At 57.6% G+C, this 16,621-nt stretch carries 19 protein-coding genes; 4 read left to right on the top strand and 15 right to left on the bottom strand.

What is annotated here, in order from left to right:
- Positions 1 to 20: 20 nt before the first annotated feature.
- The gene (locus AC0KVQ_RS13675; RefSeq protein ID WP_473421726.1) at positions 21 to 1,304 is read right to left on the bottom strand and encodes an ABC transporter substrate-binding protein; all 1,284 of its coding nucleotides are present in this window, start codon (positions 1,302 to 1,304) and stop codon (positions 21 to 23) included.
- Positions 1,305 to 1,751: 447 nt separating this feature from the next.
- On the opposite strand from AC0KVQ_RS13675, the gene AC0KVQ_RS13680 reads away from it, so the two are divergent.
- Positions 1,752 to 2,531, top strand: coding sequence for an IclR family transcriptional regulator (locus AC0KVQ_RS13680; RefSeq protein ID WP_473421727.1), 780 nt, complete (start codon positions 1,752 to 1,754; stop codon positions 2,529 to 2,531).
- A gap of 12 nt (positions 2,532 to 2,543) precedes the next feature.
- Here AC0KVQ_RS13680 and AC0KVQ_RS13685 read toward each other — a convergent pair whose 3' ends face one another.
- Positions 2,544 to 4,616, bottom strand: coding sequence for a glycosyl hydrolase 115 family protein (locus AC0KVQ_RS13685; RefSeq protein WP_473421728.1), 2,073 nt, complete (start codon positions 4,614 to 4,616; stop codon positions 2,544 to 2,546).
- Between the two features lie 274 nt (positions 4,617 to 4,890).
- Between AC0KVQ_RS13685 and AC0KVQ_RS13690 the strand changes: the two genes are divergently transcribed.
- Positions 4,891 to 5,631, top strand: a complete 741-nt coding sequence (locus tag AC0KVQ_RS13690; RefSeq protein ID WP_473421729.1) for a FadR/GntR family transcriptional regulator — start codon at positions 4,891 to 4,893, stop codon at positions 5,629 to 5,631.
- 5 nt (positions 5,632 to 5,636) lie between these two features.
- Here AC0KVQ_RS13690 and AC0KVQ_RS13695 read toward each other — a convergent pair whose 3' ends face one another.
- Positions 5,637 to 6,620, bottom strand: a complete 984-nt coding sequence (locus AC0KVQ_RS13695; protein WP_473421730.1) for a YeiH family protein — start codon at positions 6,618 to 6,620, stop codon at positions 5,637 to 5,639.
- 113 nt (positions 6,621 to 6,733) lie between these two features.
- Between AC0KVQ_RS13695 and AC0KVQ_RS13700 the strand changes: the two genes are divergently transcribed.
- Entirely contained in the window at positions 6,734 to 7,624 is an 891-nt protein-coding gene (locus AC0KVQ_RS13700; protein ID WP_473421731.1) for a LysR family transcriptional regulator, read from the top strand.
- Positions 7,625 to 7,640: 16 nt separating this feature from the next.
- On the opposite strand, the gene AC0KVQ_RS13705 is transcribed toward AC0KVQ_RS13700, so the two are convergent.
- The 9 genes from AC0KVQ_RS13705 to AC0KVQ_RS13745 all read right to left on the bottom strand — a co-directional run bounded on the left by AC0KVQ_RS13705 (position 7,641) and on the right by AC0KVQ_RS13745 (position 14,091).
- A complete protein-coding gene (locus AC0KVQ_RS13705; protein WP_473421732.1) occupies positions 7,641 to 8,360 on the bottom strand; it encodes an LrgB family protein in 720 nt (239 codons plus the stop codon).
- Entirely contained in the window at positions 8,353 to 8,709 is a 357-nt protein-coding gene (locus tag AC0KVQ_RS13710; protein ID WP_473421733.1) for a CidA/LrgA family protein, read from the bottom strand. Before AC0KVQ_RS13710 ends, AC0KVQ_RS13705 begins: the two co-directional genes overlap by 8 nt.
- Entirely contained in the window at positions 8,703 to 9,218 is a 516-nt protein-coding gene (locus AC0KVQ_RS13715; protein ID WP_473421734.1) for an ureidoglycolate lyase, read from the bottom strand. Before AC0KVQ_RS13715 ends, AC0KVQ_RS13710 begins: the two co-directional genes overlap by 7 nt.
- Positions 9,215 to 10,231, bottom strand: a complete 1,017-nt coding sequence (gene alc, locus AC0KVQ_RS13720) for an allantoicase (RefSeq protein WP_473421735.1) — start codon at positions 10,229 to 10,231, stop codon at positions 9,215 to 9,217. Before alc ends, AC0KVQ_RS13715 begins: the two co-directional genes overlap by 4 nt.
- A 6-nt stretch (positions 10,232 to 10,237) precedes the next feature.
- Complete coding sequence (locus tag AC0KVQ_RS13725) at positions 10,238 to 10,966, bottom strand: amino acid ABC transporter ATP-binding protein (RefSeq protein WP_473421736.1); 729 nt, start codon at positions 10,964 to 10,966, stop codon at positions 10,238 to 10,240.
- Positions 10,947 to 11,603 carry an amino acid ABC transporter permease gene (locus AC0KVQ_RS13730; protein ID WP_473421737.1) on the bottom strand — a complete coding sequence of 219 codons (657 nt, stop codon included), beginning with the start codon at positions 11,601 to 11,603 and terminating at the stop codon, positions 10,947 to 10,949. Before AC0KVQ_RS13730 ends, AC0KVQ_RS13725 begins: the two co-directional genes overlap by 20 nt.
- Positions 11,600 to 12,271 (bottom strand): amino acid ABC transporter permease, encoded by a 672-nt coding sequence (locus tag AC0KVQ_RS13735; RefSeq protein ID WP_473421738.1) that lies wholly within the window; start codon positions 12,269 to 12,271, stop codon positions 11,600 to 11,602. The genes AC0KVQ_RS13730 and AC0KVQ_RS13735 overlap by 4 nt, the downstream gene beginning before the upstream one ends.
- Before the next feature lie 331 nt (positions 12,272 to 12,602).
- Complete coding sequence (locus AC0KVQ_RS13740) at positions 12,603 to 13,394, bottom strand: transporter substrate-binding domain-containing protein (protein ID WP_473421739.1); 792 nt, start codon at positions 13,392 to 13,394, stop codon at positions 12,603 to 12,605.
- Between the two features lie 22 nt (positions 13,395 to 13,416).
- Positions 13,417 to 14,091: a FadR/GntR family transcriptional regulator gene (locus AC0KVQ_RS13745; RefSeq protein WP_473421740.1), complete on the bottom strand. Its 675-nt coding sequence runs from the start codon at positions 14,089 to 14,091 to the stop codon at positions 13,417 to 13,419.
- A gap of 241 nt (positions 14,092 to 14,332) precedes the next feature.
- On the opposite strand from AC0KVQ_RS13745, the gene AC0KVQ_RS13750 reads away from it, so the two are divergent.
- The gene (locus AC0KVQ_RS13750; RefSeq protein ID WP_473421741.1) at positions 14,333 to 14,818 is read left to right on the top strand and encodes a hypothetical protein; all 486 of its coding nucleotides are present in this window, start codon (positions 14,333 to 14,335) and stop codon (positions 14,816 to 14,818) included.
- A gap of 17 nt (positions 14,819 to 14,835) precedes the next feature.
- Here AC0KVQ_RS13750 and AC0KVQ_RS13755 read toward each other — a convergent pair whose 3' ends face one another.
- The 3 genes from AC0KVQ_RS13755 to AC0KVQ_RS13765 all read right to left on the bottom strand — a co-directional run.
- Positions 14,836 to 15,171 (bottom strand): hypothetical protein, encoded by a 336-nt coding sequence (locus AC0KVQ_RS13755; RefSeq protein WP_473421742.1) that lies wholly within the window; start codon positions 15,169 to 15,171, stop codon positions 14,836 to 14,838.
- Between the two features lie 263 nt (positions 15,172 to 15,434).
- Positions 15,435 to 15,857 carry a hypothetical protein gene (locus tag AC0KVQ_RS13760; RefSeq protein ID WP_473421743.1) on the bottom strand — a complete coding sequence of 141 codons (423 nt, stop codon included), beginning with the start codon at positions 15,855 to 15,857 and terminating at the stop codon, positions 15,435 to 15,437.
- 145 nt (positions 15,858 to 16,002) lie between these two features.
- A partial coding sequence (locus tag AC0KVQ_RS13765) for a hypothetical protein (protein ID WP_473421744.1) occupies positions 16,003 to 16,621 on the bottom strand: 619 nt, incomplete at its 5' end.

The raw sequence follows: 16,621 nt of genomic DNA on the forward strand, positions 1-16,621 counted from the left end.
ATGTGATCCCCCCGATTTGCTTATTTGACCCGGCGCAGTTGGGCGTTGGTGTCATCCACCAGCATCTTGGCGGCTTCCTGATCGCTGATCTTGCCCAGGGCGAATTTTTCAAAGACTTCGGCAATCCAGGTCCGGATGCGCGGGGCTTCCACCAGCGGGGAGGGCACGTCGATCTTGGCTTGGGCAATCTGGTTCATGGCCGTGGTTTCCAGTGGCGTGAACTTGCCAGCCTTGATTTGCGTGTCACGGAAATCCCGGCTCATGGAAACGCCGCGTACCGTGCCGAGGATCTGGGCCGCTTCGGTTGAGTTGACCATCCAGTTGACAAATTTGGCGGCCATTTCCGGATTCTTGGAGGTTTTGCTGACCAGAATCATCTGGGCCGGGCGGCCAAAATAGCCGGAATTTTTCGCGCCGGGCAGGGTCGGGAAGCTGCCAACGTCGAAGGTCATGTTCTTGGCTGTGCTGATGCGGGTTTTCAGGACCGAATCCCAGACATAGCTGCCGGCAAACTTGCCGCTGACCCAATCCGGCAATTGTTCAACCGGGGTTTCCATATTGCCGCCGGCAGTGCTGAGGCGGTATTGATGGGTCGAGATCACATGCTGATCGACCATGCGCTTGTAAGTCCGCACCCATTCCAGTGCTTCATCCTGGGTAAAGGCAACCTTGGGCTGGTTGGGGTAGATCCAGGGTTTGCCGGTTTTCTGGTACATGTAGGCATGGGCCACCATGGCGGCATCGTACAACTGGCTATCGAGCGGGTAAAAATCCTTGCCGAGTTTTTGTTCGAATACCTTGCCTGCGGCAAAGAATTCATCCCAGGTTTGGGGAAGCGGCAGGCCTGCCTTGTCCCACATGGTTTTGTTCCACAGGAAGATACGGGCCGTGTACGAAGTCGGCACCCCGTTGAGCTTGCCGTTGACCATGCCGTTCTTCCAGGATTCTCCGAGGAAAGCATCGAGCTGGATCTGGCCTGATTTTTTCAGATCGGAAAAGCCGTTGCCTTCTCTGGAGAATTGATAGATCCAGGCCCAGTCGCTCTGGATGATATCGGGCTCGACACTACCGGCAATCTGCACGGCCAGTTTATCCACGTAGCCCTGGAATCCGCCGTATTCCCCCTTGATGGTGACACCGGGATTCTTGGCTTCAAATGCCTTGATGGCCGCCAGCGTAGCCTCGTGCCGTTCACCGCCGCCCCACCAGCTGAAACGCAGCGTGGTATCCGCCGCCCAGCTGCCCTGCGCCAGAACGCCCAGCGCCAATGCCATGCTGCCAAATTTCTTCGTTACGTGTCTCACGGCGGATCTCCTCGTCAAAGAATTATGAAAATCTTCTGAACTGCGGTGTGCTTGCTGCGTACTGCCATGGATTCCGTGCTTGGTGCTGGCTGCTTTCATGTGGCCATGCGTCGGGGTGGTAATTCCATATACGGAATGGAATTTCTTTTACTGAAAATCGTAAAGCTGGTATTAGGTTGTCGCAATTAACAAACTACACAAATGCGGTTGTGAAATTTATCAACTTGCCGTTTGATCCCGATCAGCCAGGCGAGTCGGTTGTGGGGGCAAGGCAAGTATCCTGATGATTGGAGAAGAAATTTCCGATAATTTGAAATTTATACGTAAGCTTGTGCGAATTTATCGATCAGCAGCCCCGGGTTTCTGACTTCTGTGTTACCGGCGGAGGCAGTATATTGATCATGTTTTTTGAAATCTGAAGCGTAACGCTACAAGCGAGGGCTCGTGATGCCTGTTTATTCAGCCAGTTCTGAAAAATCGACCGCGCCAGCACTGACCAAGGGTTTTGCCATTCTGGATCTGGTGGCCAAAGAGCCTGGCTTGGGTTTTGCGGCGATCCGGCGCAGGCTGGATTTACCCAACAGCAGTTGCCACCATCTGATCAGTACCCTGTGCCAACTGGGCGCACTGCAGATGCAGCCCGACCGCGGCTATGTGTTGGGATTACGCCTGTTCGAACTGGGAACTATCGCGGCCGGACAGCGGCGACTGGAAGAGCTGGCCCTGCCTGCGTTGAAAGAATTGGCACACGCAGTGCAACTGACTTGCCATCTGGGCGTAATGGAGGGGGCCGAAGCTGTCTATCTCTCGAAGATCGAAGGTAACAGCCGTATCCATATCAATACCTGGCCGGGCAAGCGGCTTTCACTGCACAGTTCATCGCTGGGCAAGGTGTTGTTGGCCTGGTTGCCGCAGACCGAGCTGGAGGACAAGCTCGGTACGATAGTCTGGGAGCGTAAAACCGCGCGGACCATTACTGATCCGGAGCAATTTCATGATTGCCTGCAGGTCGTGCGCCAGCAAGGATGGGCCCTGGACGATGGTGAGGATATTCCCAATATCCGTTGCGTGGCTGCACCGGTCCTTGATATGAAAGGCCAGGTGGTCGCTGCGATCAGTGCAGTCGGTACCGTACTTGATCTGGAGGAATCACAGATCGAAGCGCTGGCCGCTCAGGTCTGTGCCGCAGCACGCGAGATTTCGCTAAACCTGGGTCATCGTCTTTAACCTTGCATCAGCTCACAAGTTCTGGCCCAGCCGAAAATGTGCCTGCAGCTTGCAGGCCAGTTCATCGTCTTCCAAGGGGCGGCGCTGGGTGTTTTCCAGATAGATCTGCCTTTCATTGGCCGGCATCAGGTAGGTTTTGTGCCAGAGAAAATAATCCGGGTTATCCCCGAACATGCGGATGTATTTGCGCAGGGCATCGAGCGAATACAGGGTGCTTTGGACGTTGGTCAGCCAGTCGGCACTGAAAAAATTGCGCCATTTACCATGTTCGGACTCTCTCATCGCTGTCAGGGTTTCCTGGTAGGCCCACATGGCTTGCGAGACACGCACAAATGCCTTGGGATGCTGGCCGCTTCGATGCGCCTGGATGCCCAGACACAACAACGCCAGTCCGTGGCAGCCGCTGTGGTGCAATCTGGCCTGGAACAACAGAGAATCCCGGAAAAATTCTGCCTGTTCAGCAGGCAGCTTATCCGCAAGCTGGCTGCATTGCTGCAGCAATGCATGCAGCCGGGGCAGGGCAGGGAGACAGCGATCGAGAAACCACTGTAGCTGTCCGTCAAAGGTCTGCTCGCCCGTTGCCCAGCGCAAATCGTCCGCCACCTGGCTGCACTCGCCACGCATCAGATGACCAGCCAGCGAGCGCGCCGGATGGTGATAGAACTCATCACCGGCTTTGTCATCGGCATGCGGCCCGTATTGGATGGCTGCGGCAAAATACTGGCGCAGGCAGCGTTCTGCTGTGTCTGCCGCCGCGCTGAAATAGCGGCTGGCAAAGGTTTGCGGGTAATTGCCGGCATCTGCGCTGCCATTCAGCCAGATGTCACGGATCAGCCCCAGTGTGTAGAGATGCGGCCGGATGTTGCCGCAGTTCACCAGCAGCAGATGATCCGCTCCGCCGGTAAAGGCGCTGGTCAGCTCACTGGCGATCAGTGTGCTTTCCACAGGCAGCATGACCAGATGGCTTGAAGCCTGCAGATCGTGGAAGGTGGCGTGGTAATAAAGGCCGTGCGGACCTTGATCCTGTTTGTCGGGCAAGGCCGGGATGCGCTGATTCTGATTGCCCTGACGGCGCGACACCATGCGGCCATAGCCGTTGTCGGCCCAGATCTTGGTTACGCCTTGCGGGAAGACCAGATGCCCCTGGCGATAAAGCTCGGTCAGCTCTCCATACAGATAGCTCAGACAGGGCGGGTTTTCGATCTGCGCGCAGAGTAGATCATGCTGGCGCTGGATCACCTGGCTGATCAGCGCGCCGCGTTTGGCCGGTGTATCGCAGCCGGGGTCTTGCTCCCAGAACGGACAATCCCCCTGGCCGCGAAAACCGAGCGTCCAGATAACCTTCTTTTCACGCTGGCGCTCGATCGCTTCCTGCCACAACGCTTCGAACAATCCGGCATGTTGCGTGTAGCTGGGTACGGTATCCGGGTGGGCGCGCAGGAACATTTCCGCGCCCAGCGGTTCGGCATGATGGTGGGTGATGTACAGCCCCATGTCGGAGGCCAATTGCCAATGAACGCCATGGCGGGGCAGGTCAGTGCCGGGGATGACCAGATTGCCGCCACAACGCAGCAGGGTTTCAAATACCGGCAGCCAGGTCGATGCAGCCGGCGGGTAGGTGTCGGACCAGCCGATCAGACAGACTTCATCATTGACGAACCAGCCGCGATAGCGCACCCGTCTGGGGGGTGAATGGTATTCCCTGCATGGGATGGCCACAGCACTGCGTGCGGCAGGTTCCTGTTCGCACCAGAACCAGAAAGGATCAATGCCCAGATAGTGTTCGCTCAAGTGCAACAGGCCGTAGATCAAACCCAGGTCATCGCCCCCCTGCAATTCCATGACCGGTCCGTTTTCTGTCGGTAAAAAACGCAGGCAGAACGCTTCTGGGGCAAGGGTGTGCGCAGCAGGGGCGTAAACGATGCGCAGTTGAGCCTGTTGCAGGGTGCCAAGGTGGGCATTTCTGCCAAAGACCTTGCTGAAATCGCGCTGGAAAATCCGCCAGGCATGCTGCAGGGGAAGGCTCGGACAATCTGGCAGGCCAACCAGGGTGTCGGCATGCAGGATAAAGTAATCCGGGTTCATGGTTCGGCTGATGCAGGTAATGGACTGAATGCCATTTGTACGCGGACTGTGGCAAAAATACGTGTAACGCCTGGCCAGTTTTTGAGCTTGGCTGGCCAGGTTGCAATGTCCGGACGAGGTGTTGCAATTCAGACTGTCCGGACTGGATTGTTGGCACGAAAACAACCGTACTCCTATACTGTGCAAGCCACGTTTGCCATGCCGACACAAAGCCTGAATCGCAGTTGTTGACGTCAGCCGCAAGCCTGTTTCCGTGTTCATTTGGGCTTTTATCATGCTTAATCAGATTGCCAGTTCCCACACACTAACTGCCGATATTGCAAGCCGGATCGAGCAGATGATCCTGAGCGGTGAGCTGGTTGCCGGCCAGCGTTTGCCTCCCGAAGATGAGCTGGTCCAGCAACTGGGTGTAAGTCCTGGCGCACTACGCAAAGCGCTGACTACCTTGCGTGATCAGGGCTTGTTGAGCAGCAAGCGGGGGGTGGGGATTTTTGTGGCAGAACAAACCCCGCAGCCTGTGTTCCAGATTCAGGCCAGCGATATTGCTGCGTTATCCAAGATGCTGGATTTGCTTGAATTCCGCGCTGCCATCGAAGTGGAATGCGCCGGGTTGGCGGCGCAGCGCCGGACCAGCGAACACCTGCAGGAGATTCAGGCAGCCCGGCTGGAAATGTGGGCCGCCATGCAGGCCGGGAAATCCGGTGCTGAAGCCGATGCGGCATTTCACATGCATATTGCCCGTGCGGCCCAGAATGGATATTTCCCGGATTTCCTCAATTACCTGCATGATGTGGCGCTGATTCCACGGGCGCGTTTGCAGCAAGCCCGATCCGGACAGATGGATTACGCTTATGCCAAGGCATTGAATGAACGGCACTTTGCCATCGAGCGCGCCATCATCGCGCGCGATCCCATGGCAGCCCGCGCGGCCATGCGCCACCACTTCAAGATCGCGGCCGAGTATTACCGGCGCATGCTGGGCAGTGCCAGTTCCGAAGCTGAACACAATGAGTAAGTTGACTACCAGTAACCATTCAGACGCTGCACCAGCAAGCTACTGACCGCTACGCTGATCCATACCAGCATCCCCAGGATCAGCGGTCGCCAGCCTGTCAGTCGCATTTTCCCCTGATCCAGCGATAAGCCAATCGCGCAAAGTGCCGCAGTGATCAGAAACTGAGCTGCGGCATGTGCCAATATACTGACCTGAGGCGGCAAGCCATGTCCGACTGCCGATGCCAGTACGAAGCCGATGATGAACCAGGGAATATGCACGCGGATTGCTCCGGGTGTTTGCGATTCTTGTCTGGCAGCATTCACCAAACTCAGCGACAGCGTGAGCGGGATGATCATTAATGCGCGCGCGAGTTTGACAATGGTGGCGTGATCACCGGCTTCCCGGCTCCATGCATAGGCGGCTGCCACGACCGAAGAAGTATCGTTGATGGCAGTGCCAGCCCACAGGCCAAAACCGGTATCGCTCAGCCCCAGCCAATGACCAAATACCGGAAAGACCAGCACGGCAACGATATTGAATAGAAAGATGGTCGAAAGTGCGTAGGCGGTTTCGTGCTCCGCGGGTCTGATCACCGGGATCACGGCTGCGATGGCCGAACCGCCGCATATCGCTGTACCCGTACCGATCAACATGCACAACTTTCCCGGTATGCCGAGCAGACGGCCAAGAATATATGCGCTGCACAAGGCACAGCCAATCGTTACCAGTGTCACTGTCAGAGAGTGCAAACCTGTCTGCACGATTCGCCCCAGCGGCAGGCTGAATCCCAACGCAATGATCGATCCCTGCAACAACTGCTGCGAAGCGAAGCGTACGCCTGGCTGGCACCGGTCCGGCACACCGTGTTTCCAGCGCCATAACATGCCCAGCAGCATGCCCATTACGGCACTGCCAATCAAAGGCAGCAGATGGCCAGCAAGGGTTGCAATCGCACTGAGACCCAGCACCCGTAACAAACCAGGCGTGATGTCCGATTCTTCGCTCATGGCAGGATTCTCGCTTGTTGGCTTTGGATGGAATAACCTTATCGTTTATTGGAATATAATAAAAATCACCTTTTCGACTGTGATTCATCGGAAAAACAGATAAAGGACCTGCCGTGTTGCATATCACGTTGCGTGAACTGGAAGTATTTGCGGCAATTCATCAACAAGGCGGAATCACGGTCGCAGGCAAGGCTCTGGGACTGTCGCAGTCTGCCACCAGTGGCGCATTGGCCGAGCTGGAGCACCGACTGGGCGTAACGCTGTTTGACCGGATTGGCCGCCGGGTGCAATTGAATGCACATGGTCGCCATCTCTTGCCGAAGGCGCTTGAACTACTGGCACAGGCGCAAGCGATAGAAGATGTTTTTTCCGAAGGCGCACCGTGCCGACTGAAAGTCGCTGCCAGTCTGACCATCGGTAACTATGTGCTGCCCGCCTTGCTGGCAGAGCTGAACCCGCAGCATCCGGATGATCACTATGAGGTTTCGATCAGCAATTCGCACGCGGTCATGACCTTGCTGCGCAATTGCGAGGCCGATATCGGCCTGATTGAAACGCCACTGGCCGATAGCCAGCTGGTATCGGAACGATGGCTATCCGACGAGATGGTTGTGCATGCCAGAGCCGACCATCCGTTTGTTCGGAAAGTGCCGACACGCGAAGAATTGGCCTCAGTAGGCTGGATATTGCGCGAGCCGGGGTCCGGCGTGCGCCAGACCTTCGAGACCCTGCTGTTGCCTTACCTGGGGCATGTCAATATTGCGCTGGAACTGGGGAGTGGAGAGGCAATCCGCGAAGCCATGCGCCTCGGGATGGGCGTGGGTTTTGCTTCGCGCCGCGCGGTGCAGCGGGAGTTGCAGTCTGGTGAATTTGCCCAGATACCGGTTCCGGCACTGGTGCTGCAACGGCATTTTTATCTGGTCTGGCATGCAGAGCGACGTTTGACCGCCGGAGCAGAGCGTTTCCGTTCGGCCTGTCATGACTGGCTGGAGCGCGAGTCATGACAGGTTGGCAGGTGGATCAGCCCAGCCACTGGAATAGTAGCGGCGTGAGAATCGCCGTCATCATGGCATTCAGCCCCATGCCCAGGCCGGCAAATGCGCCGGTCTGTGGACTTTCCTGAAAGGCACGTGCCGTGCCGATGCCATGACTGACCAGCCCCATTGCAAATCCCCGGATGGCCGGTTCACGGATGCGCAGGGTATCGAGCACCCAGGGTCCGGCAATGGCGCCGGTGACTCCGGTCAGAATCACCACGGCTGCGGTGAGCGAAGGAATGCCACCCAGCTTTTCCACAATGCCCATCGCGACCGGTGCCGTGGCGGATTTGGGCGCGAGCGACAGCAGGCTGGATGCGCTGGCACCCAGCATCCAGGCAATGCCTGTCGAGGTGGCAATTGCCAGCAACGAACCTCCGGCCAAGGTCAGCAATAAGGGCGTTGCCATGCTGCGGATGCGTTCGCGCTGACGATACAGTGGTACCGCCAGTGCTACCGTGGCAGGCGCCAGCAGGAAGTGTATCCATTGCCCGCCCTTGAAATAGGTTTCATAGGGGGTGTTGCTGAAATACAGCAGCAAGACCAGGCTCAGGATGCTCAGGCCAACGGGATTGGTCAGCGGCATGCCCTGGCAGCGTTTGGCCAGCAGGCTGGCAAGCTGGAAGATGCCAACCGTGAGCGCCAGCCAGAAAACAGGCAGGGTCTGCAGATGCGGCCACAGGCCGGCGATTCGCTCAAGCATCGCTTTTCTCCTTGTCCTTGCTCAGGCTTTTGAGCAGCAGTGCGGTCAAGCCGATGCTCAGCAGCGTGCCGACCAGCACGGCGCCGGCGATGGCCGCCCATTCACGTTGCAGGCGTTCCAGATGCAGGATCACGCCGACACCGGCCGGTACGAACAGCATGGAAAGGTACTGCAGGATGCCCGATGCTGCCGTGTCGAGTCCGCTGGAAACTTCCTTGCGGCGCCACAGCAGCCAGCCCAGCAGCAAGGCCATGCCCAGCACCGGGCCGGGTAGCGGCAGTGCCAGCAGGTAGACCGTGATTTCGCCTGCCAGCAGAAATCCCAGCAAGCTCAAGAAACCATTCAGCATGTCAACTCCTGTGTGCAGGGGGCCAGATCCAGCTGCCACGACTGGCCGAGGACGAATTCGTCGCAATTATCCTGCGGATCATCGCGATCGATCACCAGAAAATCGCTTTCTGCCTGCAAGGCCAGCAGCGGGTGGTGCCATACCCCGGCCCGGAAGTTGATGCCCTGATGGCCCGCTGCCAGAAACGCCCGCATCTGTCCGGCATCAGGCTGCGGACTGGCGGGTGCGGCCACGACCAGAAACGGGCGGCCACTGAGCGGCATGAACGCTTGCGAGCCTTTGGGGTGGCGCTCCAGCATGCGTACTGCAAATGGCAGGGATCGGGGTTGCGCCCGGAAAATGCTCACGATCAAATGGCCATCTTCGCCCGGGTCGAGCCGGGCCAGATCGTGAAATCTCTGGCTGGTGCCGGCGTTGATGCTGAAGCCGTGCTGTTGCGGCGTGGCTTCAATGACTTCGCCAAACGGTGCAAAGGCTTCAGCCGTCAGTGTTTCCAGTTGCAGCTTCATGCCGGATATCCCCACAGGCGCAGGCGCGATACCCCGCCATCCGGATGCAGGTTGAAACGGATATGGCTGATCGGGCCGGAATCTTCGAGCGTGAACGTGTGAATGCTGTCGGCACTGAGCCTGCTTTCCGGCAACAGGGTTTGCCAGAATTGCGATTGGGCCGGCAGGGCGGATTCGTCCAGTTCCGGTACCCAGGCAGCCTGGATCGAGCAGCGATCCGGAAAGTTGCCCTTGAAGTGTGCGGTATCGACTTCCACCCGCACGACTTTACCGGGCAGGCCAAGCGCCAGAATGCACCAGTCATGCCCGGGTTCACGCCGGCGGCGGGTTTCCCAGCCTTCACCCATATTGATGCCGCGACCGGGCAAGAGCAGGTTGGCGGCGGCGCCGAAGTGGGCATCGTTCCAGGCAATGGCACGCCCGCCATGGCGCAGGGCGAGCAGATCGACCAGGCCATCACTGGCGGTTTCGATATGGGAAGTGGAAGGGCTGCCGTAAACGCGCAAGCGCGCCAGCCCGCCATCCGGGTAGATATTGACGCGAACGTGAGAGAACACCGTATCACCGGCCAGGCAGGCAGGAACCAGATGATGCTGGTTGCCGGAGAGCGCCAGCATGCCGGTCAGCGCCTGCCAGTGGTCGCCTTGCGGATCCATGCCATCCGGGCAGCCCTCTATCTGCGCTGCAGGAGGGTAGTTGCCGGTGAAGAAGCTGGTATCCAGATCGAAGCCGGCAATGGTGCCGGGGCAGCCCAGCCTAACGATGCACCAGTCATGCCCGGCCACGCGCTTGCGCCGGCTTTCCCAGCCATCCATCCATTTGCCGTTGTCGTCATATTTGCCGGCAATGAAGCAGGCCGGTTCCGGGTTGAGCATGCGTGCCATCGGGGCGAAGAAATCATCGGAGCAGGCGAGTGCCTGGGCGCCCAGACGTGGATCGGCCAGGTTGGTTGAACGGATGGCCCAGTGCGGTAAATCGGCAACCGGGGCGATGCGTACGGAAGAATCAGTCATGGCGGTTTAATCCAGTGAACGGATAAAGTTGGCAAATTCCGGCGTGGCCGGGTTGGCGAACATGGCTTGCGGATGGCCGGTTTCGTGAATGCGGCCTTCGTGCATGAACACCAGGTTGTCGCTGACTTCGCGGGCAAAGCGCATCTCGTGCGTGACCATGATCAGGGTCATGCCTTCGCTGGCCAGTTGTTTCACCACCATCAATACTTCATTCACCAGCTCCGGATCAAGCGCCGAGGTGATTTCATCGCACAGCAGCACCTTGGGCGACATGGCCAGCGCCCGGGCAATCGCGACACGTTGCTGCTGCCCGCCGGAAAGCTGATCGGGGAAAGCATCGAATTTGTGTTCCAGCCCCACGCGTGCCAGCATGGTTTGCGCAATTTCGGCGGCCTGGGTTTTGTTGATTTCCTTGATCACCTGCAACGCCAGCATCACATTCTGGCCGGCCGACAGGTGCGGAAACAGGTTGAACTGCTGGAACACCATGCCGACTTTCTGGCGCAGCGCGCGCAAATCGCCTTGATCTGCCACCAACGCCGTGCCATCGACTTCGATGGTGCCGTCATCGATGCTTTCCAGACCGTTGAGCGTGCGCAGCAGGGTGCTTTTGCCCGAGCCGCTGCGGCCGACGATGGTGACGACTTCACCTTCTTCGACTTCCAGATTGATGCCCTTGAGCACATGGTTCTTGCCGAAGTGCTTGTGCAGGCGATTAGTGCGAACGAGGGGCATGGAGTCTCCTTTCCAGACGCTGGGCGGACCAGGATAGCGGATAGCAAAGCAGGAAATAGCCAATGGCCACCAGGCTGTAGACCAGGAAGGGCTGATAGGTGGCATTGGCGATCATGGAACCGGTTTTGGTGAGTTCGGCAAAGCCGATGATCGAGGTCACGGCCGTGCCCTTGACCACCTGCACCGCGAAGCCGACCGTGGGGGCAATGGCCATGCGTGCGGCTTGCGGCAGGATCACGTGCTGCATCTGCTCGCGGTAGCTGAAGGCAAGGCTGGCGCTGGCTTCCCACTGGCCGCGTGGCACCGCTTCGACACAGCCGCGCCAGATCTCGGCCAGGTAGGCGCTGGTAAACAGCATCAACCCCAGACCAGCGGCGAGCCAGGCCGGGATATCCAGACCAAACAGCGACAGGCCAAAGTACAGCGTGAACAACTGCAGCAACAGCGGCGTGCCCTGGAACAGCTCGATATAGATCTGGGCCAAACCGCGCGGCGGACGATGCTTGGCAATGCGGGCGAACAGCACCAGCAGGCCGGCCAATCCGCCCAATACAAAGGCCGCAGCAGAGAGCAGCAATGTCAGGCCGCCGCCGATCAGCAGGTTGCGGATGATGTCCCACATGGAAAAACTCATCATGGCAGCGGCCTCCGGACAATGGCGTAACGCCCGATCAGCATCAGCGCCTGGCGAATCAGGAAAGCCAGCGCAAAGTAGATCGCGGTCGTGAGGAAGTAGGTTTCAAAGGCGCGGAAATTGCGCGACTGGATGAAGTTGGCGACAAAAGTCAGTTCTTCCGCCGAAATCTGCGAACACACTGATGACCCCAGCATGGTGATCACCACCTGGCTGCTGAGTGCTGGCCAGACCTTGCGCAGCGCCGGGCGCAGCATCACGTAGAAAAAGGTTTGCCAGCGGTTGAAAGCCAGCGATTGCGCGGCTTCGATCTGCCCGTGCGGCGTGGCTTGCAAACCGGCGCGGATGATTTCGGTGCTGTATGCACCCAGATTCAGCACCATTGCCAGGATGGCGGCTTGCCATTCCAGCAGGCGGATGCCCAAGGAGGGCAGGCCGAAAAAAATCAGGAACAGCTGCACCAGAAACGGCGTGTTGCGAAATAGTTCCACGTAAATCTGATAGAGCCCGGCAAACGGGCGGATTTCCCACAGGCGGAAAATGGCCCCGGCAATGCCGATCAGAATACCCAGCGTGCCGCCGATCAGCGTCAGGCCCAGGGTATAGCCTATGCCATCCACCAGCATGCCGCTGTATTCGTGGATAAAGGTGAAATCAAACTGGTAAGCCATAAGGCTACTCCCGGCAGGAGATTGGCAAAATCCAAACCTGTTGCAGCAGGCGTGGCCGCTTATTAACCCGATTTCAAATTCATGGGTTTCATCATGCAAATCCAGACCGTAGGACCCATGCTGCTCACATTAAGCATCGATTTACCCTCTCCCCCAGCCCCTCTCCCGCTTGCGGGAGAGGGGTGGGGAGAGGGTAAACGGTCAGAATCTGCCTTAAGTGAGCCTCATTAAGACCGTAGGACGGGTTTTAACCCGTCATCCCCCATATTGCTTGTGTGCGGTGCTGACGGACTAAAGTCCGTCCTACGGTACCGGGTTCAGATCGCGACGCTTACAGATCAGCCGGCAGCGGCGCATGCAACCAGCGTTGCGAGATTTCACCCAGCGCGCCGTTCTTCTTCGCCTTCTGGATGATCTCGTTCACCTTGGTCTGCAGTGCGGTCTCGCCCTGGGCCAGGCCGACATAGCAGGGCGAGTTCTTGACCAGGAACTTCACGCCCAGCGGACGCTGTTTGTTCTTTTCATTGATGGCAGCGGCGACGACGTTGCCGGTGGCCACCAGCTGGGTCTGGCCGGAAAGGTAGGCGGCAATCGTGGCGTTGTTGTCTTCAAAGCGCTTGATCGTGGCGTTTGCCGGCGCAATCTTGGAAAGTTCCAGATCTTCGATCGAACCACGGGTCACCGAAACGGTTTTGCCAGCCAGTTCCTCAGCCTTGGCAGCCTTGACCTCATCCGGGCCAAACACGCCATTGAAGAACGGGGCATAGGCCACCGAGAAATCGATCACTTTTTCCCGCTCCGGGTTCTTGCCCATGCTGGAGATCACCAGATCGACCTTGCCAGTGGTCAGGAAGGGCACGCGGTTGGCGCTGGAAACCGGCACCAGTTCCACCTTCACCCCCATTTCCTTGCCGATCAGGTTGGCTACATCGATGTCATAGCCCACCGGCTTCATGTCGGAACCGACACTGCCAAATGGCGGGAAATCCTGCGGCACGGCAATCTTGATCTTGCCCGCTTGCGTGATATTGGCCAGCACATCGGCCTGTGCCGCCGGGGCAGCCAAGCCAAGGCCGATGGCGCCGGTCAGAACAAGGGAACGAAAGAGTTGGTTGATTTTCATGATGTTTCTCCTGTTATTCACTTCATGGTTGGTAAAAACGGATGCCCACCCGTGCCGCGGCACGCAGCAGATGGGTCTGCATGGCCAGCCGTGCGGCGGCCGGATCATGTCGGGTGATGGCCTCGATCACGGCCAGATGTTCATCGGCGGTTTCCCAGATGCTCTGAGGGTTGGCAAAGGGCAGTTGCAGGCTGTAGGCCACCTGGTTTTCGAATTGCTGCAGGACGGAAACAAAGGCCTCATTGCCGGAAAGCCGGGCAATGCGGCGATGGAATTCCATATCCCATTCGGCCGCCATCACCAGATCCATGCCGTGCAGCGCGGCTTCGAGCTGAGTCTGGACTTCCTTCAGCTCGGTGCAATCCTGCTTGATATTTGCGGCCACCATGCTGGCAGCGGCCGGTTCCAGTACGAAACGAAATTGAAAAATGGCTTCCGGGCGCATGCTGGAAGGATTGGCGGGCAGATCGCCCGCTTCGCGGCCTTTGCCGGCGGTAACAAACACCCCTTTGCCCGGATGCGAGCGCACCAGCCCCAGTGCTTCAAGCATGGAGATGGCTTCGCGCAGACAGGTGCGGCTGATGCCCAGCGTTTCGGCCAGATCGCGTTGCGAGGGCAGGGTGCTGCCTTGCGGATAGGTGCCGTTGGCGATCAGGCGTTGCAGGTTCTGGGCGGCGACATTGGACAGGCTTGGCATGTTTTCCTCTAACTGGTTTAACTGGTATGACCAGTTGAACCAGTTAAAAGCAAAGTGCATGCCATCCTGGATTTTGTGGTGGAAATTTATTTAAGTTGCTGAATATGAATGAATTTAATTATTTGTTATCCAGGTGGTCTCGCTCAGCATGCACCATGGTTTTGCAAGTGGCACAAACCTGCACCAATCTGGCGATACAATGCTGCGTCGCAAGATTCTGGCTTGATCCGATTGGGGCGGGATGATGATGGTCGTGCATGGGCACTATAAATTCGGACGCAAACAGGTGGCCTATCGCAACGGCTATTGCCATCATTGCGCGCGGTGTACCCGGCAATGGCAATACCGCTATTTTCTGGTGATCCACCTGTTCTGGATTCCAGTCTTACCTCTGGGATTCTGGCGCGAGTGGATTTGCGGGGAGTGCGAGCGCAATCCGGTGCCCAATATGCGGCGCGGCTTTGGCTGGGCGCTGGGCGCGCTGCTGTTGCTGGGAACGTATGCAGGCTGGATGCTGCCGATCGATGCCGATGAGCCTGTAGTGAGCTGGGTGATGCGTGCCGGGTTTCCCTTGGGCTTGTCCGCCTTGCTATGGCATCTGTTCAGGCCGCGCAAGCCTGTGATGGCCTGTGTGCCGGCACATGAAAAAATCTGCCCGCGTTGCCAGGCCCCCATGGTGCAAACTTCGCCGCCACAGTGCCCAATGTGCGGTTTGCAGGAGCGCTGAGTTCGAACATCAGGCCGTCAGTCTGCAAAATCGTAGTCGGACCCTGATTCCGGCAAATAGGGCAGGCCGTCGGCATCGAATTCATGGTCGGCGCAATCGGCAATGGCAAGCGCATAGCCATGATCTTCCGGCAGGTGATCGATCAACCGCTCCAGCAGCTTGGTGTAACCGTGGCTATCGAGCTGGCCGGCGCGCTGCACGATGCCATCCTCATCCGACCAGATCGCCAGATATTCTTCGTCGGACACCTTTCTCAAGGTTGCATGACCGTTATTGACCATGACGGACGGCGCCGGAATGGCTTCGGGCAGGGTGCGGCGGAATGTCTTGATTTGTGCCAGGGAATAGCGCATGACGTTTCTCCCGCAGAGGTCGGGGCGTGTACTTCAATGTAGCGGCGTCATTGGCCCGAGGCAACCTGTGTCGACAGCCCGATATTTGGAATCAGTTTACCCGCGAGCGTTTCAAACTCTCTTGATGGGGCAAATAACGCATGATTTGCGTAAACGGAGTTTGTAGGGCGGCTGTTTAGCCTTTGCTGCCGTTGACGGAGTAGTCCTTCCAGGGGCGTCGTGCCTGCAGCGAAGGGTTGGCAGCCATTATTGCTGTGACCAAGCTATTTGATACCTGACGACCGCAACAGCGCCCATGCGACGGACTGGAAGCTTGGTGCAATAGCCGCGAGTGCCAGGGCATATCCCAGCGGCAAGGCCGCTATCCGAGCCGAGTCTGCAAAGGCAAGTTGTGGCCTGGCAAGCCTGCCTACGGACCAGTGCACACCGAACCATAGTACTGGTGCCACGACCAAGAGCAACAGATAGAAAATGGCCAGAGCTTCCATGCCCGAGGTGGCGCGGGCGGGAACGACTACGACAGCCGCAACCAATAGTGCCGCAGGAATTGATGAGAGCCGAACCTTGAACCAGGAACTTGCTAGATCGCGAGCGACATACTGCCTGCGCTCCCAGCGAATCACGAAGACGAACCCGACTAGGGCCGCGACCACAAACAGCATGATCATCACGTGAAATGGATGCATGTGCCTCCCTTGCTGCCGAACATGGCAGTCCAATCTTGCACACCACTATGGGGTATAACGTTTGACGTGAGGGGCCTCCGTAGCGGCGAAGCCGCGAAGGGAACCCACAAGCGCAGCTTGTGGGTGGTCCCTCTCGACGGAGAAGCTAGAACTCGGACTTTTCGGACAATGGATCACGAGGAAGGCGCAACCCCATTTCACGACTTATATAACGCAATGGGTCATCCATGCTTCTGATGCTATGAAGCAAATCTTCAAATAACGGGTGACGATCAAATTCCGCACGTGCAATATTTAAAATCTTCAAAACATCACGATAGCGCTCAACTAGATCTTTGATCGCTTCTGGACTTATTCTTCCTTCGAGCCCTCGAATCGAAATATCCATTTCATCTCGCCGCGAAGAGCGGCGAAGTAAATCTCCTAAATATGAAGGCGGAATCAGCGCTGTTGGGTCGCGAAGTAGCTTGTGGTTGTTTCTTGTTAGTTCAAGGATTTCCTCGAGAACCCTTGATGTTGCCTCGTCAGAAGGTTCTGCTGCTTTTTCTGCTGGGATCGACTCTGGAGCTTGGGCCTGAATTATGGTGTTCAGCTGAGATTCTAATTGCGGCCACCACACATCAAAAGATCTTTCAAGCCGAGTATCTTCAAGGCCGTCGGCTGCACAGGCAGTGTTGATGGATTTGATGAGGTAGCCTGAATTCCGTAGACACGCCTGTTTGGTAAAATCTGAACCAACAGGAGTGCGAAATGAGCAAGAGAGT

Source organism: Formivibrio sp. oc-25, assembly GCF_055810895.1.

Bases quoted from the DNA above. Each gene is read 5' to 3' on its own strand.
- AC0KVQ_RS13680 (WP_473421727.1), top strand. From the start codon at position 1,752: ATGCCTGTTTATTCAGCCAGTTCTGAAAAATCGACCGCGCCAGCACTG.
- AC0KVQ_RS13685 (WP_473421728.1), bottom strand. From the start codon at position 4,616: ATGAACCCGGATTACTTTATCCTGCATGCCGACACCCTGGTTGGCCTG.
- AC0KVQ_RS13690 (WP_473421729.1), top strand. From the start codon at position 4,891: ATGCTTAATCAGATTGCCAGTTCCCACACACTAACTGCCGATATTGCA.
- AC0KVQ_RS13695 (WP_473421730.1), bottom strand. From the start codon at position 6,620: ATGAGCGAAGAATCGGACATCACGCCTGGTTTGTTACGGGTGCTGGGT.
- AC0KVQ_RS13705 (WP_473421732.1), bottom strand. From the start codon at position 8,360: ATGCTTGAGCGAATCGCCGGCCTGTGGCCGCATCTGCAGACCCTGCCT.
- AC0KVQ_RS13710 (WP_473421733.1), bottom strand. From the start codon at position 8,709: ATGCTGAATGGTTTCTTGAGCTTGCTGGGATTTCTGCTGGCAGGCGAA.
- AC0KVQ_RS13715 (WP_473421734.1), bottom strand. From the start codon at position 9,218: ATGAAGCTGCAACTGGAAACACTGACGGCTGAAGCCTTTGCACCGTTT.
- alc (WP_473421735.1), bottom strand. From the start codon at position 10,231: ATGACTGATTCTTCCGTACGCATCGCCCCGGTTGCCGATTTACCGCAC.
- AC0KVQ_RS13725 (WP_473421736.1), bottom strand. From the start codon at position 10,966: ATGCCCCTCGTTCGCACTAATCGCCTGCACAAGCACTTCGGCAAGAAC.
- AC0KVQ_RS13730 (WP_473421737.1), bottom strand. From the start codon at position 11,603: ATGATGAGTTTTTCCATGTGGGACATCATCCGCAACCTGCTGATCGGC.
- AC0KVQ_RS13735 (WP_473421738.1), bottom strand. From the start codon at position 12,271: ATGGCTTACCAGTTTGATTTCACCTTTATCCACGAATACAGCGGCATG.
- AC0KVQ_RS13740 (WP_473421739.1), bottom strand. From the start codon at position 13,394: ATGAAAATCAACCAACTCTTTCGTTCCCTTGTTCTGACCGGCGCCATC.
- AC0KVQ_RS13745 (WP_473421740.1), bottom strand. From the start codon at position 14,091: ATGCCAAGCCTGTCCAATGTCGCCGCCCAGAACCTGCAACGCCTGATC.
- AC0KVQ_RS13750 (WP_473421741.1), top strand. From the start codon at position 14,333: ATGATGATGGTCGTGCATGGGCACTATAAATTCGGACGCAAACAGGTG.
- AC0KVQ_RS13755 (WP_473421742.1), bottom strand. From the start codon at position 15,171: ATGCGCTATTCCCTGGCACAAATCAAGACATTCCGCCGCACCCTGCCC.
- AC0KVQ_RS13760 (WP_473421743.1), bottom strand. From the start codon at position 15,857: ATGCATCCATTTCACGTGATGATCATGCTGTTTGTGGTCGCGGCCCTA.